This window comes from Ferdinandcohnia jepli, assembly GCF_047246645.1.
Classification (GTDB): Bacteria; Bacillota; Bacilli; order Bacillales; family Bacillaceae_L; genus Ferdinandcohnia.
Genome location: NZ_JBFOKR010000003.1, coordinates 116,263 through 131,553 on the forward strand (window position 1 = coordinate 116,263; position 15,291 = coordinate 131,553).

The window sequence follows — 15,291 nt, forward strand, 5'->3', positions numbered from 1 at the left end:
AGTGAAGCGGAGTTGGGTCGATAAGAACGTCCTGTTTAGAGGTGTTCCTAGCCCATATTCTATCATCTCCATCCATTTGTAAATACAGAATCTAGCTTTCTAGTCTTTTCACCTTGAAAGGAGGTTTATCAGTGGAATATTCTTTAAAGTCAAAAGAAAGTGCTTTTCCGTGTGAAGTCACAATAGATGATGACAACGGACGCTACATGATTAGAAAAGCAGATTCGAGCGGTGAGATATTTAATACGCCTTTAGAATTAATTCGTTGGGTACTTGAGAATTGGACTCCAGATGATTTTTATGATCAAGAGCAATTTAATCAGATGGTTGAGGAATTTCAAATGCATTTTGAAGGCAAGTAAGGTTTAGGGGCTCCTTTTTGGGGAGCCTTTTTGATGCTATTACAGTAAAAAACGAATGTAGAAAAATGTCTACATTCGTTACTATTTTTATTTATTACTAAAATAATCTTTAAAGGCTTGGGTTATTTCTATTCCTTGGTAGATAAACAAACTTGTTACAGTGAATGAACATAAACCAATCATAATGAATCGAAACCACATATTCTTTTCCTCCTTGATTAGAATGTTAAAATTCAAGGAGTTTTGATCACATAATTTGATTGATAAAAAATAGTCGTTACCAATCTTTTTCTTCGAATAAACAGAGCAACATCATGACCATTGATAAACAGTGCTATGAATAATACTGTAAAAAAAATACTGGCAATAGCACCAAACAGCTTATGTTCATCATCATCGAGGTGGAAGGGACTATCAGTAGAGCTGCTTATTGTAACAGTTGTTTCCTCAATCGCCACTGATACCTGTGAAATAGCAGTAGTTACTGACATGAAACAAACAAATAATAAGATCAAAAGGATTATTTGTTTTTTCATTTCTAACATCACCCCTTTGTTAATGTTATTATCTTACGCCCTTTACATCTGAAAATCTAGAAAAAAGATTCTACAATATTTGTAAATTGGTAAATTTTATTCAGAAAATATCTCCTATCTTGTACCATAATCCCATATAATAAAAGTATTCGAAATTTTATTATGTAGGGGAGCTGTATATTGAAATCGTATATAACGGTCGAAGATATTTTATACAGGAAGCATTTTGAAAGCAGTAAAGTAATTGCCGGAGAAAAAGGTCTCAATCGACAAGTGAAATGGGTTCATGTCGTCGAAGTACTGAACATACGCAATCTTCTTCATGGAAATGAATTAATTCTCTCTACAGGTGTTGCTTGGAAGGATAATGAAGAGTATTTTATCTCCGTTGTGGAACAGTTAATTGATTCGCAGGCAGCAGGACTTTGTATCGAAATTGGAACATACACCTCACTCATCCCAACACAAGTCATAGAAATGGCTAACCAGTTTCACTTTCCTATCATTCTATTTTATAAAGAAGTGCCATTTGTTGAAATTACCCAAGACATCCATGGCCTCCTCATCAATCGCCAATATCAAATGATTTCTGACTTAGAAAACTATTCCCAAGCACTTAATAAAAGAGTCCTAACCATCGATCATTACGTAGAAATATTGAAGTTTATTAGAAGCTATCTTCAAGTACAGGTTATTCTTCAGTTTAGTAATAAAGAGATTCAATTTATCCCTGAAGTTATGGAGAAAGACAGAAAGAGAATAGTAGAGTTAACAGCCCATGAGCCCAATCAATTCATTGCAAAAATACCAATCTACATAATGGGTGACAACTATGCAGAATTGATGGTTCTTTCAGAGGAGCGGGAGCTAACCGAATTTGACCATTTAATTTTAGACCGGACAGCAACAGCACTTGCCCAACTATTCTTACGTGACTTATATGTAGAAGAGAGACAGCGGGTTGAAGCCACAGAGTGGATTAATCGTTGGTTAGAGGGTGAACAAGATGAAGAAGCGATTAGTGAATACCTTGCTTATCACTCTACGAAAAGGCCAAAGGGAGCAGTTGTTTGTATATGCAAATTAGACGTAATGTCCGATTTCACAAATAGTGATTTGACGTATTTTAAAATGTATATTAGGGCCATATTCGAACAACAGGGCTTCTCACTATTTTCGATAGAAAAGCGGAATTCAATTGTTTTTATAATCCTGAATGAGCGCAGTTCAGGAACCTGGAAGAACAGGATGCATGAAGGAATTCAACGAATCATAGAGTCGGATTTACAGCTCGGTCAAGCGAAGCCCTTAATCGGTGTTGGAAAATATGTTGATGAACTGACAAATGTTCATAAAAGTTATCAAACGGCAGTAGAAACCATTCGAATTCAAGACCGTATGTCAAATCAGGCTGACAGTTATTTTTATGACGATCTTCACATCTTCCGGTTAATCTCTCAATTAAACAAGCATATTGATTTGCATGAAATCGTGTTGGAATATTTAGAGCCAGTCATTTCTTACGATAAAACCTACAATGGGAAGCTAATGGAAACGTTAAAGACGTACTTATCTTGTAATGGGTCCAAGCAGGAGACTGCAAAAAAGCTGTATATTGTTAGGCAAACACTATATCATCGCATTCAAAAGCTTGAGAAATTACTAGGTTCTGATTTTATGGATCATGAAAAAAGACTAGCCATCGAATTTATGATTTTGTCGTATGAGTTTTTAGTATCTTCAAAGCAACTACAAGAAAAGAAACAAATTTTGTAGCTCGCACTTGTTGCGGGCTTTTTTTCTTCAAGCGTTATTCAAAATGTAGAAAAAATCCAAGCGGTTATTTTACATAGTGTCTAATGAAAGCTTTTTCAAATTAAGAGATAATTTACGTATAGACTAAGGTTTCGCAAAATTTAGAAAGTAAAAGGAGGCTGTAAAAAAGTATGAATGTAACCAAAAACGATACAGCTGTGTTGAAAAATTATATAAATGGTGAATGGGTTAATGCACTAGGCACAGAGACCCTTGATGTGGCAAATCCAGCTACTAGAGCAACATTAGTACGTGTACCACTTTCTTCAAAAGAAGATGTGGACCGTGCCGTAAAAGTGGCGAGAGAGGCTTTTAAAACATGGAAAAATACACCCGTTCCAAAACGGGCGAGAGTTCTATATAAATATCATTATTTGTTAACTGAAAATCATGAAAAACTAGCTAAATTAATTGTTGAAGAGAATGGAAAAGCATATAAGGAAGCGTATGGAGAAGTTCAAAGAGGAATTGAATGTGTTGAGTTTGCTGCGGGTGCTCCTACGTTAATGATGGGGGAGACATTATCAAATATTGCTGAAGACATAGATTCTCAAATGTTCCGCTATCCGTTGGGAGTTGTTGGTGGAATTACTCCGTTTAATTTTCCGATGATGGTGCCATTATGGATGTTCCCATTAGCGATAGCTTGCGGGAATACATTTGTGCTTAAGCCGTCTGAACGCACACCCATTTTAGCAAATGAATTGGCAAGGTTGTTCACAGAAGCGGGTGCTCCTGCTGGTGTGTTGAACGTAGTCCATGGTGCACATGATGTGGTTAATGGTTTACTAGAGCATCCAGATGTGAATGCCATTTCTTTTGTAGGATCTCAGCCAGTGGCTAAATATGTATATGAGCGTGCTGCAGCCGAAGGAAAAAGAGTTCAGGCCTTATCTGGAGCGAAAAATCATCATATTGTAATGCCTGATGCAGATATGGATAAAGCCGTAGCAAACATTATTAGTTCTACGTTTGGAAGTGCAGGGCAACGGTGTATGGCATGTAGTGCAGTGGTTGTTGTTGGGGATGGAGAAAAGTTTGTTGAAGCAATTAAGCATGCTGCAGATGAACTGACCATTGGAAACGGTATGGATGAAGAGGTATTATTAACGCCGGTTATTCGAGAATCACATCTAAATAAGGTGCTCGGATATGTAGAAAAGGGGTTAGAAGAAGGTGCGACTTTACTTCGAGATGGTAGAAAAGAAATGGACGCAATGCAAGAAGGAAACTTCTTAGGTCCAACGATTTTTGACCATGTAACTCCTGATATGACAATTGCGAAGGAAGAAATTTTTGCCCCCGTTTTAAGTTTATTACGTGCAGAAAGCTTAGATGAAGGGCTTGAATATATTCGTAAGTCTCGGTATGGAAACGGGGCTACCATTTATACAAAGGATGCAAGAGCGGTACGACAATTTAGAGAAGAGGCAGATGCAGGAATGCTTGGCATAAATGTTGGAGTTCCAGCAACAATGGCATTTTTCCCATTCTCAGGCTGGAAGGACTCATTTTACGGAGACCTACACGTCAATGGTAAGGACGGCGTGAATTTCTACACACGTAAAAAAATGATAACTTCTCGATTTGATTATTAATAAAAGTAAAACGATGGAGGGGAAGTTTGTATGTCAAAGGTGACACAGGGAGAAGACCTTTTAACGAAAGATAAAGAGTATGTGTGGCATTCGATGAAACCTTATAATCCCAATGGTACATTGATTGCGGAAAAGGCAGAGGGTTCGTGGATTACAGATCATAATGGGAAACGATTTTTAGATGCGATGTCAGGGTTATGGTGTGTCAACGTGGGGTATGGACGAACTGAACTAGCAGAGGCTGCTTATGAACAACTCAAGGAAATGGCATATTTTCCGTTAACACAAAGCCATACACCAGCAATAAAGCTTGCTGAAAAATTAAATGAAATGCTTGGAGAGGAGTATGTAATCTTCTTCTCCAACAGTGGATCGGAAGCAAATGAAACTGCTTTTAAAATCGCAAGGCAATATCATCAACAAAAAGGTGACCACTCCCGATATAAGTTCATTTCTCGCTATCGCGGATATCATGGAAACTCAATGGCTTCATTAGCAGCAACAGGTCAGGCTCAGAGAAAATATAAATACGAGCCACTTGCACCAGGCTTTATACATGTAGCTCCACCAGATTTATATCGTTCAACAGATAAAGTAGATGATAAGGCAGAGGATCTACAATCAGTTAAAGATATCGACCGGGTAATGACATGGGAGTTAAGTGAGACAATAGCTGGAGTGATTATGGAACCGATTATAACAGGTGGCGGCATCATAGTACCGCCTGATAATTATATGAAGGGTGTAAAAGAAGTTTGTGAAAAGCATGGTGCCTTGCTTATTGTTGATGAAGTAATTTGTGGGTTTGGGCGTACAGGAAAGCCGTTTGGCTTCATGAACTATGATGTGAAACCAGATATCATTACGATGGCAAAGGGAATCACAAGTGCATATTTACCACTTTCAGCAACTGCTGTACGCAAGGAAATCTATGAAGCGTTTAAAGGCTCTGAGGAATATGACTACTTCCGTCACATTAATACCTTCGGAGGAAACCCAGCAGCATGTGCACTCGCTCTAAAAAATCTTGAGATTATGGAAAATGAGGGATTATTCGACCGTTCGAAGAAGTTAGGAGAAAAGCTAAGAAATGGCTTAGCATCTGAACTTGCTGATCATCAATATGTTGGGGATGTAAGAGGTAAGGGATTATTAGTAGGAATTGAACTAGTAAAAGACAAGGAAACAAAAGAGCCACTTGATGTGAGTCTTGTTAATAAAGTAATTGCCGGCTGTAACAAAAAAGGAGTCATTATTGGGAAAAATGGTGCAACTGTTGCGGGCTATAATAACGTTTTAACACTCTCTCCACCATTAAATATTACGGAGGAAGACCTGGAGTTTTTACAGCGTACGGTAGCGGAAGAAGTGAAGGGGCTAGGGTAGTGCAACAGGCACTAGTGTGTGAAGAGGATATGTCCCACTCGCACGAGGAAATGTCCCATTCGGGAGAGGATATGTCCCACTCGAGAGAGGAAATGTCCCACCCGGATGAGGATATGTCCCGTTAGAGAGGGAATATGTCCCACCCGCACGAGTATATGTACCATATGCACAAAAATATGTCCCATTCACACCATAACCATCTCGCAAATAATATTATTCCAAATGAAATTCTATATTTTGTTTCTCAACACTCGTGATCTTTTTCCTATGTGGGATTGCGGGTGTTTTTCCTAGAGTTAGTAAAACAATAGAAAGGTAGATGGAAAATGAGAATTGGAGTTCCAAAGGAAATAAAGAATAATGAAAACCGAGTCGCATTAACCCCGTCTGGAGTCATGCAGCTGGTACAACATAATCATACGGTCTTTGTTGAAAAAGGAGCTGGGTTAAACTCGGGTTTTTTTGATGAGTTATATATGGAAGCAGGTGCTCATATTGTTGAGTCTGCAGCTGATGCCTGGGCTTGTGACATGGTTGTGAAAGTGAAGGAACCGATAGAAGAGGAATATAAGTATTTTTATGATGGTTTACTTTTATTCACTTACCTTCATCTTGCAGCAGATAAAGATTTGACCGAGGCATTGATGCAGAAGGAAGTCATTGCAATTGCTTATGAGACAGTTCAACTTGAGGATAAAACCTTACCGTTACTAACGCCGATGAGTGAGGTTGCCGGTAGAATGGCAACTCAGATTGGTGCTTCCTTTCTGGAAAAAACAAAAGGCGGTAAAGGTGTTTTATTAGGTGGTGTACCAGGGGTTAATCGAGGTAGGGTCACCATAATTGGTGGTGGAGTTGTAGGTGCAAATGCTGCGAAAATTGCAGTAGGACTGGGTGCACAGGTATCTATATTAGATGTAAGTCCTACAAGATTACGAGAATTAGATGATATTTTTGGAAACACCATTACAACATTAATGTCGAGCCCTTATACAATTGGAAAAGCAGTTGAGGAGTCAGACCTTGTCATTGGTGCTGTTCTTATTCCTGGTGCAAAAGCACCAAAACTAGTGAACGAGGAAATGGTTCATTTAATGGAAGAAGGATCAGTAATCGTTGATGTTGCAATTGACCAGGGCGGAATATTTGAAACAGCCACTCATGTGACAACACATGCAAGTCCAACTTATGTAAAACACGGTGTCGTTCATTATGCGGTCGGTAATATGCCAGGAGCAGTTCCGAGAACTTCAACAATTGCGCTCACAAATGTAACGGTACCATATATTTTACAAATTGCAGATAAAGGATATGAGCGTGCATTTGCAGAAAACAAATCACTCAATAAGGGTCTAAATGTTATCAAAGGAAAAGTGGTCTATGAAGGAGTTGCAAAAGCACATAACCTACCATATGTAACAATCTAAAAACGGGGGTGTTAGAAAAGTGGATGTTCAAACACTAACAATTAATAAAGAGAGACTAGAAAAACGGATTACAGAGCTTTCGAAGATTGGAAAAATAGGAGAAACTGGGGTTTGTCGTTTGACTCTTTCAAAAGAAGACAGGCAAGCGGTAGAGAAAGTGAAATCCTGGATGGAGGAAGCAGGTCTTTCTGCAAGAATTGATCACTTTGGTAATTTAATAGGAAGATTGGAAGGCAGTAATCCAGAGGCTCCAATTTTAATGCTAGGATCACATATTGATTCACAGCCTTATGGCGGTCGCTTTGATGGGACGATAGGTGTTTTAGGTGCACTAGAGGTAGTCCAGACAATGATTGAAAATAATATTACGCCTAGTAGACCAATTGAGGTAATAGCCTTTTCAGATGAAGAGGGCTGTCGTTTTAATAAAGGGCTATTTGGAGTTCGTGGTATCCTTGGAAAGCTAGAAGAAGGTGAGCTTGAGCGAACAGATAAAGATGGAATTAGTAGAAGAGAAGCTCTACTTGAATTTGGATGTGACCCGACAAAATTTGAGGAATCCGAGTATCAAAAGGGAAGTATTGGTGCGTTTCTTGAGATGCATATTGAACAAGGTCCTGTGTTAGAGAACAAAGATAAACCAGTTGGTATTGTTACCGGAATATCAGGTCCGTTATGGTTATCGGTGGAGCTTGAGGGATTTGCAGGACACGCAGGTTCTGTACCTATGCCAATGAGAAGGGATGCTCTGGTTGGAGCAGCTAAAATAATTGTTGCATTAAATGAACTGGCGAGCCAAGATCCAGATGCACCAACGGTAGGTACAGTAGGAAGTTTACGAGTATTTCCGGACTCACGTAATATCATTCCTGAAAAAGTAAGCTTTACAATTGATTTGAGAGATATTGATATATCAAGGCGTCATCGTATTGAGGAACAACTTAGAAAGAAGATTGAAGAAATAACAGAAGAACATGATTTGGTATGCAAAATCACTGAGGACACTAATAGTGAGCCTAGGTATTGTGCTGATGAAATTAAAGGAATTATGAAAGAGGAAAGTGTAAAGATGGGGCTAGATGCGATTGAGTTAATGAGCGGACCTTTTCATGACTCGTTGGCTATGTCCTATGAGTGTGACTATGGAATGATATTCGTTCGCTGTAAAGATGGAATAAGTCATAATCCTAAAGAGTTTGCTACGTTTGAAGATATTTCTTTAGGAACGGAGCTGCTTTATCGGACGACGGTTAGAATGGGAACTGAATAATAAGCTTTAGGCTCTAGGTTTTCCACACTTAGAGCCTTTTACTCTTCTAATAACTCCATATAATACAACTCTTCTTCCTTATAAATAACAATTACCACGCCAAGAGAATTTGTTGAATAAACTTTTGTACCCTTTGGTAGTTTAGTAGCATAAAAATCTTTAAACCAAAAATGGCTGGTTGTTTGTTTTTTTACTTCGCCTATTTCCTCTCCCTTAGAGAAGTTCTTTTTCATATCCTGGAACCACTCAAGTTTGGACATGTTAGAGTACACTTTCCCGTTATCTAGTTGGAGTATATCAGCTTCAGGATTTGTCTTTAATACACTTCTTACTGTCACTCTTTCTCCATCGGCATAACATGCTGAAAGAAATAGAATGATAGCAACGAATACAGGTACCAGTCTTTTCAACGTATTACCCCCTTTTTGGCAGATAGGAAAGTATAAAATTCTTTCCTATCTGCATAAGTGCAACTACGTCTCTGCTGTCGCCTAAAGGCTCGCAATCGCCGAGTTTTCTAATATATTTTACCATATTATAGCTAGTTCAGACCTACTTATAGCTAGCTATTTTTGGTATAATTCTAATGGATGATAAAAATATTCCTACTCATTATGGGATGGGAATTTAAGTTATAAGCATGTAGAGAAAATAGTATCGAACTTCAAAAAAGGAGTAGATTGCTGAAAGGGGAGTGCTGATTGACAAAAAATAAAAGAAACTGGGTTATCCTTATACTTGGATCACTACTTTTCATATCTTTTGGTGTTGGTAGGATTATTGAAATAAAGAGTAATAGTGAAATAAATCTTAGTAAATCTGAAGCTTGTATGGACGCGGGAGGAACTGTTGTGTGGGAACAGGAATCACTTTTTAGTCTAACCAAAGTTTCTTGTGAGAAATAGGATAGATATTTAGAGAGGACAGAATGACATGTTACAAACACGTGATGAACTAATTGCATTAACAAAACAACTGGTTTCAATAGAAAGTATTGTGAACACTGACGGTGAAAAAGTATTTGCTCACTCGTTATATACGTTAATTTCATCTTTTCCTTACTTTGCGGCAAATCAATCACATGTTACGATTGAGCAAACACATGATGATGAGGTTGAAAGATACAATGTACTGGCATATGTAAAAGGTACAAAAGGCAACAGCAACCGTACCGTCATTTTAATGGGGCATATGGATACAGTTGGAATTGATGATTTTACTCAGTTGAGGGACAAGGCTTGTTTTCCTGATGAATTAATGGAGGCTTTTCAAGCTGAAACATTACCTTCATCTGCTAAGGATCAGCTTGATTCTGGTGATTGGCTGTTTGGTAGAGGGGTGCTGGATATGAAAGGCGGTCTAGCGAGCCATCTCTTCCTGTTAAACTACTATTCAGAGCATCCAGAGGAATTGGAAGGAAACCTTGTACTTGTCTCCGAATGTGATGAAGAGGATAGCTCACACGGGATTTTATCATCATTAAAGACATTGAAAAAGTGGAAGGAAGAGCATAATTTTGAATATGTAGCAGCGATTAATGCGGACTTTGTTTCGCCTAGATATGAAGGCGACGAAAATCGTTATATCTACAAAGGGACTGTCGGTAAGCTTCTACCTTCATTTTTTATTACTGGTGCTGAGACACATGTAGGTTCAGCCTTTGAAGGCCTGGATCCAAACTTTATTGCGGCCGAGTTAACGAAGCAAATTAACTATAACCCTGAACTATGTAATGAAGCGTATGGTGAAACGACTGTTCCACCGGTCTCGCTTAAGCAAATGGATTTAAAGCCTTCCTACACGGTTCAAACAGCGCTGTCTGCATATGTGTACTATAATTTCTTTATTCACTCCTGGACTCCTAAGGATGTTTTAGAGAAGTTAAAGGAACAGGCTCATATTGCATTCAATAACGCTCTTTCTACTTTTGAAGAAAGATACAAGCAGTACTGTAAAATTAGTAATGAACCTTTTCGGGAATTAGTTTGGAAACCACGTGTGTTTACGTATGAAGAAATGGAGCAACAGCTAACTAATAAGCATGGTGAACGCTATGTGGCTCATATGGAAGATTTCAAAAATGAATTGCTGAATGATAAATCACTAGATATCCGCATGTATGCGGCTAGAGTTGTAGAAGAAGCTTGGAATTGGATGGAGGATAAAAGTCCAGCAATCATTTTATTTTACTCTTCACTCTATTCACCTCGTATTGAGTTGACTGGTAAGACAAAGGATGAACAGATATTAATAGATGCGTTGGACGAGGCAGTGGTGGAAATTCAACCGCATTACCCACATCCAATTGTAACAAGAAACTTTTTTCCATATATATCCGACATGAGTTTTGTTGCTTTAAGCGACGATGATGAAGGCCTTCAGGCAACATCAGTCAACAATCCAGGATGGGGTAAAAAGCTTTTTGTTAACTATCAAGATATCCGAGATATTAATGTTCCGGTCATTAATATTGGACCTTATGGCATTGATGCACATAAAAAACTGGAACGTGCAGAGATACAGTATTCATTTGAGATTGTTCCTAACTTAACAAATTTAGTGATTCAGAAGGTTTTAGGTAAATAATAATTCGGTGTCCGTCCTTGGTGGCGGACATTTTTTGTTGGAATCGTACCCTCAAAAATCGGAAAACATTGAAGTGGGGCACGCATCAGAAGCCTCCCCTTCATTACACGCTATATCCTACTCCCTACTTTTGCTATAATGGAAGATACCCGAGATTGCTAGGAGTTGAGAAGGTTTGACAATTGTACGTATTACAGAGGACAGATATGCAGAAGCTATTGGGCTTTCGGAATATGCGTTTCAGTTTAAGGTACCAGAAGAGGATCAATCGAAACGATTTGAAACGTTAAATAAGCATCAGATATTTGGGGTTATTGATAATGACCAATTGAAAGCGAAGCTTCATCTTTTGATACTTGAAACTTTTTTAGGCAGTCGCAAGATAAAAATGGGTGGAATTGCTGGTGTTGCTACATTCCCGGAATATAGAAGAAAAGGGTATGTGAGAGATTTATTGACTGATTCTTTTGTGAAAATGAAAGAACAGGGAATGACGGTGTCTATGCTACACCCGTTTGATGTTTCCTTTTACCGTAAATATGGGTACGAGTTATTTAACAACCGCCTTACTTCAAAGTTAAAGCAGTCAGATTTGGTGATGTTTAAAGACGTTGTTGGTAATGTAAAACGATATACCTTGAAAACATTACAACTTGAGGAGTTAAAGGAAGTTTACGAACAATATGCTGCAACTTTTTCAGGAATGCTAGTACGTGATGATAAGTGGTGGGAAGATGTAATTGAGGATCAACATGTTAGTGTCTATTACAATTCTTCTAATCAACCAGCAGGTTACCTGCTTTATGAAGTGAAAGATGACAAGATGAAGGTTGAAGAGTTTGTTGCAGTAACAAGTGAAGCGAGAAAAGGACTTTGGAACTTTATCTGTCAGCACGATTCAATGATTACCGACCTGGAATTAATTACACATGAGAGGGAACCGCTACTTTTTGCCTTGCAGAAGCAAAAAACGGTAAAAAGAGAAGTTTCTCCGTATTTTATGGTCCGGATTGTTGATGCAGGGGTCTTTTTAAAAGAGTATGAGTTTGCAACTAAGGATGAGATCAAATTACAAATTATTGATACATATGCACCATGGAATGAACAGACATTTTCCGTTAGTAATCAAAGTGTAAGCGCTGTTGAGGACAGTAATGATTCTATAAAACTGTCAATAAATGCACTATCGACTATTCTGTTTGGTCACCAGAGACCGACTGAATTATATCAAGCAGGGTTGATTTCAGGTGATGAAGAAAAAGTAAACCTGTTTGAAAAAATGGTTCCAACTCGCCAAGCTCATTTTTATGATTTCTTTTAACTTTATTCAGCAGAAGTCCCCTACTTCTATAAGTGGGGGATGAATGCAAAAAGAGTATACAATTCAGTCAGGGTTCAAACTCCGACTGAATAAAGTTAAAGCCTCCGGCGGATGCCTCGATTTTTAAAAGGAAATCTTTCCGGCATTAACTGGCATTAACCCCCGTGGGGGGAACTTCCAGTAAAAGCCCGAAAGTGAACACAGACTAACTAACAGCGCCACGTCCTGTGGCAACGTCTGTGTGACCCACTTCCTGTGGGCCGCAACTAACAAATCAGTGGGGAATGAAGCCCCCCTGATTGAAGTTTCACCTTATCGAGCAAGCTCGAAAAAAATCGGACGCAAATACGCCAAGGCGCATTTGATTGAATGGAGGGAGCTAGATGTCAATGCAAGCTAACCTGGATTTTGGTAAGCATTTAGATAATGAAGATTCACTGAATAGATTCCGTGATGAATTTTATATAAAACCTGACTCCATCTATATGGATGGTAACTCACTAGGGCTTTTGTCAAAAAGAGCGGAAGCAACCTTGCTTAATTCATTAGAGGATTGGAAGCAATATGGAATAGATGGATGGACACAAGGAAAGCAACCATGGTTTTTTATGTCTGAAAAATTAGGTGAGTTACTTGCTCCCCTTGTTGGTGCATTACCAGAGGAGGTAATTGTTACAGGCTCAACAACTGTGAACCTGCATCAACTTGTCTCTACTTTTTATAAGCCAAATGGAAAACGCACAAAGATTCTAGCAGATGAGCTTAATTTCCCGTCAGATATTTATGCACTACAAAGCCAATTGAGAATACACGGATATGATCCAGAAGAGCATTTAGTTCGAGTGAAAAGTAGAGATGGGCGCTACCTTGAGGAAGACGATATTATCCATGCGATGACGGACGAAGTTGCGATGGTTGTTTTACCAACTGTTTTATATCGAAGTGGGCAAATACTTGATATGAAACGTTTGACGGAAGAAGCACATAAGCGTGGCATTTTAATAGGATTTGATGGTTGTCATTCAGTAGGAGCGATTCCTCATTCTTTTAGTGAGTGGGATGTGGATTTTGCTTATTGGTGTAATTATAAGCACCTAAATGGTGGACCTGGATCTGTTGGGGGGCTATTTGTAAATAAAAAGCACTTCGGCAATTTGCCAGGATTAGCGGGTTGGTTTGGCTCCAACAAGGAAAAACAGTTTGATATGGAACATACTTTTACACCAGCAGATTCTGCAGGTGCCTTCCAAATTGGAACACCACATGTGTTAAGTTCGGCGCCATTACTTGGCTCTCTTGAGATGTTTGCTGAAGCGGGTATTGAAAATATTCGTAAAAAGTCCTTAACAATGACCAACTATTTACTTGCTCTAATTGATAAAGAATTACTTGAGTTTGGTTTTACCATTGGCTCTCCTGTTGAAGAAAAGCGTCGTGGGGGACATGTTAGCCTTGAACACAAGGAGGCAGCCAGAATTTGTAAAGCACTTAAGGAAAATGGAGTAATTCCTGATTTTCGTGCACCAAATATCATCCGACTAGCGCCAATTCCTCTCTACAATACGTATGAAGAAGTGTGGAGAGTTGTTCAAATTTTAAAAACGATTATGGCCGAAAAGCAATATGAAAAGTTTAAAAATGAGCGAGAGGTTGTTGCGTAAAATATGAGGAAGCCAATAGATAGAACAGTAATGCATAGCTATCCAGGAATGGTTGCCATTGTAACTGCTTCCTATAATGGAATTGATAATGTCATGGCTGCAGGGTGGCATTCTTATATTTCTTATGAACCGCCAATATATGGAGTGGCTCTTGGAAGAGAACGGTATACACATGATTTAGTAAAGAATGCAGGAAGCTTTGCGGTTCACTTTTTACCTTTTGAAAAAGCACAGTTTATCCAGCAAGCAGGTGTATACACCGGTAAGAACACGGACAAATTTTTAGTCGGTGATATGACATTTGATCGAGGTCTTACAATTCCAGCGCCAATTCTACATGATGCGTATGTTGCGTATGAATGCAAGGTTATCGATATTCAAAAATATGGAGACCATGATTGGGTAGTAGGAGAAATCACTCAGTTCTACCGTGATGAAGAAAAGTTTTTAGAGAATGGACTTCCTAACTTTGAAAAGCTTGAGATTCCGCTTTACCTAGGGCGTTCGATGTATACAAAAGTGGACCAAGATAGCAAAATGAAGAGTTTTAAAGTGGAGCAAAATAGAAATCCCCTTCCTGAACGACCATAAAGGAAGGGGATTGTTTTATTTATCCGTGAATTGAAACTCTGCATGGTCCCCTAATGCATGGGGCACCTGAATGGATATGACCATCCCATCTTCAGTATAATATGAATAAATTCCATATACATTTTGGTCCATGTCCGGAATATCTGCAGTTTTAAAAGCGTCAATTAAATCATTTCTAGGTATTCCTTTTACATACTCTATAACAGCCGCTTGCTTTTCTTCATTAGGAGACTCTGGGGATTCCCGGTCTATATACTTGGACTTCAAGAATCTATCAATGAATTCCTCATTGATTTCAACACGAACTGGTAGCTTTATTTTTTCACCTTCTTGTAGATCTACAGTTGTGGTAAAAAGAAGATGAGTTGGATACATACCGGCATTATATTCTCCTAAAAAGAGAATACTTATGATTTCGGAAGTCTGCATCATAATTTGGTAATTCATCTCTAACATGTCTTCCGTACTTTTATATTGATTTGCATAAAGAAGTACATCATCAGCAATTTGCTTGTTGATGCGCTCTTCCAATTCTTTATTTTGTGTTTTCGTAAGCTGGGGATACTGTATTTTTACACCTTCAACTTCATAAATCAATGACTCTAATTGGTAGGGGTGTGTCTCTTGTTCATTCCCTTGAGGTGGGGTGGTCTCGGTAGCTCCACATCCAATTGCTATTATGCTAATAAAAGCTAATGTGACCAATAGAAGGATTTTTCTCATCGGTTCCTCTCCTTG

The 15,291-nt window shown here is 38.6% G+C and carries 14 protein-coding genes; 11 read left to right on the plus strand and 3 right to left on the minus strand.

Annotated features, from left to right (window positions below):
* Positions 1 to 131: 131 nt before the first annotated feature.
* A complete protein-coding gene (locus AB3M96_RS04115) occupies positions 132 to 362 on the plus strand; it encodes a hypothetical protein (protein WP_412966305.1) in 231 nt (76 codons plus the stop codon).
* A gap of 233 nt (positions 363 to 595) precedes the next feature.
* On the opposite strand, the gene AB3M96_RS04120 is transcribed toward AB3M96_RS04115, so the two are convergent.
* Entirely contained in the window at positions 596 to 898 is a 303-nt protein-coding gene (locus AB3M96_RS04120; RefSeq protein WP_412966306.1) for a hypothetical protein, read from the minus strand.
* A gap of 177 nt (positions 899 to 1,075) precedes the next feature.
* Here AB3M96_RS04120 and AB3M96_RS04125 point away from each other — a divergent pair, with 177 nt between their 5' ends.
* From AB3M96_RS04125 to AB3M96_RS04145, 5 genes are all read left to right on the plus strand, one after another.
* A complete protein-coding gene (locus AB3M96_RS04125; RefSeq protein ID WP_412966505.1) occupies positions 1,076 to 2,674 on the plus strand; it encodes a PucR family transcriptional regulator in 1,599 nt (532 codons plus the stop codon).
* A gap of 170 nt (positions 2,675 to 2,844) precedes the next feature.
* Positions 2,845 to 4,311 (plus strand): CoA-acylating methylmalonate-semialdehyde dehydrogenase, encoded by a 1,467-nt coding sequence (locus AB3M96_RS04130; RefSeq protein ID WP_412966307.1) that lies wholly within the window; start codon positions 2,845 to 2,847, stop codon positions 4,309 to 4,311.
* 30 nt (positions 4,312 to 4,341) lie between these two features.
* Positions 4,342 to 5,697 (plus strand): aspartate aminotransferase family protein, encoded by a 1,356-nt coding sequence (locus AB3M96_RS04135; protein ID WP_412966308.1) that lies wholly within the window; start codon positions 4,342 to 4,344, stop codon positions 5,695 to 5,697.
* A gap of 326 nt (positions 5,698 to 6,023) precedes the next feature.
* Complete coding sequence (ald, locus tag AB3M96_RS04140) at positions 6,024 to 7,124, plus strand: alanine dehydrogenase (RefSeq protein ID WP_412966309.1); 1,101 nt, start codon at positions 6,024 to 6,026, stop codon at positions 7,122 to 7,124.
* Between the two features lie 19 nt (positions 7,125 to 7,143).
* On the plus strand, positions 7,144 to 8,394 hold the full coding sequence (locus tag AB3M96_RS04145) for a M20 family metallo-hydrolase (protein ID WP_412966310.1): 1,251 nt from the start codon (positions 7,144 to 7,146) through the stop codon (positions 8,392 to 8,394).
* 38 nt (positions 8,395 to 8,432) lie between these two features.
* On the opposite strand, the gene AB3M96_RS04150 is transcribed toward AB3M96_RS04145, so the two are convergent.
* On the minus strand, positions 8,433 to 8,804 hold the full coding sequence (locus tag AB3M96_RS04150; protein ID WP_412966311.1) for a hypothetical protein: 372 nt from the start codon (positions 8,802 to 8,804) through the stop codon (positions 8,433 to 8,435).
* A 291-nt stretch (positions 8,805 to 9,095) separates the two neighbouring features.
* Here AB3M96_RS04150 and AB3M96_RS04155 point away from each other — a divergent pair, with 291 nt between their 5' ends.
* The 5 genes from AB3M96_RS04155 (at position 9,096) to AB3M96_RS04175 (ending at position 14,553) form a co-directional block, all read left to right on the plus strand.
* Positions 9,096 to 9,299, plus strand: a complete 204-nt coding sequence (locus AB3M96_RS04155) for a hypothetical protein (protein WP_412966312.1) — start codon at positions 9,096 to 9,098, stop codon at positions 9,297 to 9,299.
* Positions 9,300 to 9,327: 28 nt separating this feature from the next.
* Positions 9,328 to 10,980, plus strand: coding sequence for a M20/M25/M40 family metallo-hydrolase (locus AB3M96_RS04160; RefSeq protein WP_412966313.1), 1,653 nt, complete (start codon positions 9,328 to 9,330; stop codon positions 10,978 to 10,980).
* A 175-nt stretch (positions 10,981 to 11,155) separates the two neighbouring features.
* The gene (locus tag AB3M96_RS04165; RefSeq protein ID WP_412966314.1) at positions 11,156 to 12,301 is read left to right on the plus strand and encodes a GNAT family N-acetyltransferase; all 1,146 of its coding nucleotides are present in this window, start codon (positions 11,156 to 11,158) and stop codon (positions 12,299 to 12,301) included.
* 389 nt (positions 12,302 to 12,690) lie between these two features.
* Positions 12,691 to 13,962, plus strand: coding sequence for a kynureninase (gene kynU, locus AB3M96_RS04170; RefSeq protein WP_412966506.1), 1,272 nt, complete (start codon positions 12,691 to 12,693; stop codon positions 13,960 to 13,962).
* A gap of 3 nt (positions 13,963 to 13,965) precedes the next feature.
* Positions 13,966 to 14,553 carry a flavin reductase family protein gene (locus tag AB3M96_RS04175; RefSeq protein ID WP_412966315.1) on the plus strand — a complete coding sequence of 196 codons (588 nt, stop codon included), beginning with the start codon at positions 13,966 to 13,968 and terminating at the stop codon, positions 14,551 to 14,553.
* A 15-nt stretch (positions 14,554 to 14,568) separates the two neighbouring features.
* Here the strand turns inward: AB3M96_RS04175 and AB3M96_RS04180 are convergent, their stop codons facing one another.
* Complete coding sequence (locus AB3M96_RS04180; protein WP_412966316.1) at positions 14,569 to 15,276, minus strand: polysaccharide deacetylase family protein; 708 nt, start codon at positions 15,274 to 15,276, stop codon at positions 14,569 to 14,571.
* Between the last annotated feature and the right edge of the window lie 15 nt (positions 15,277 to 15,291).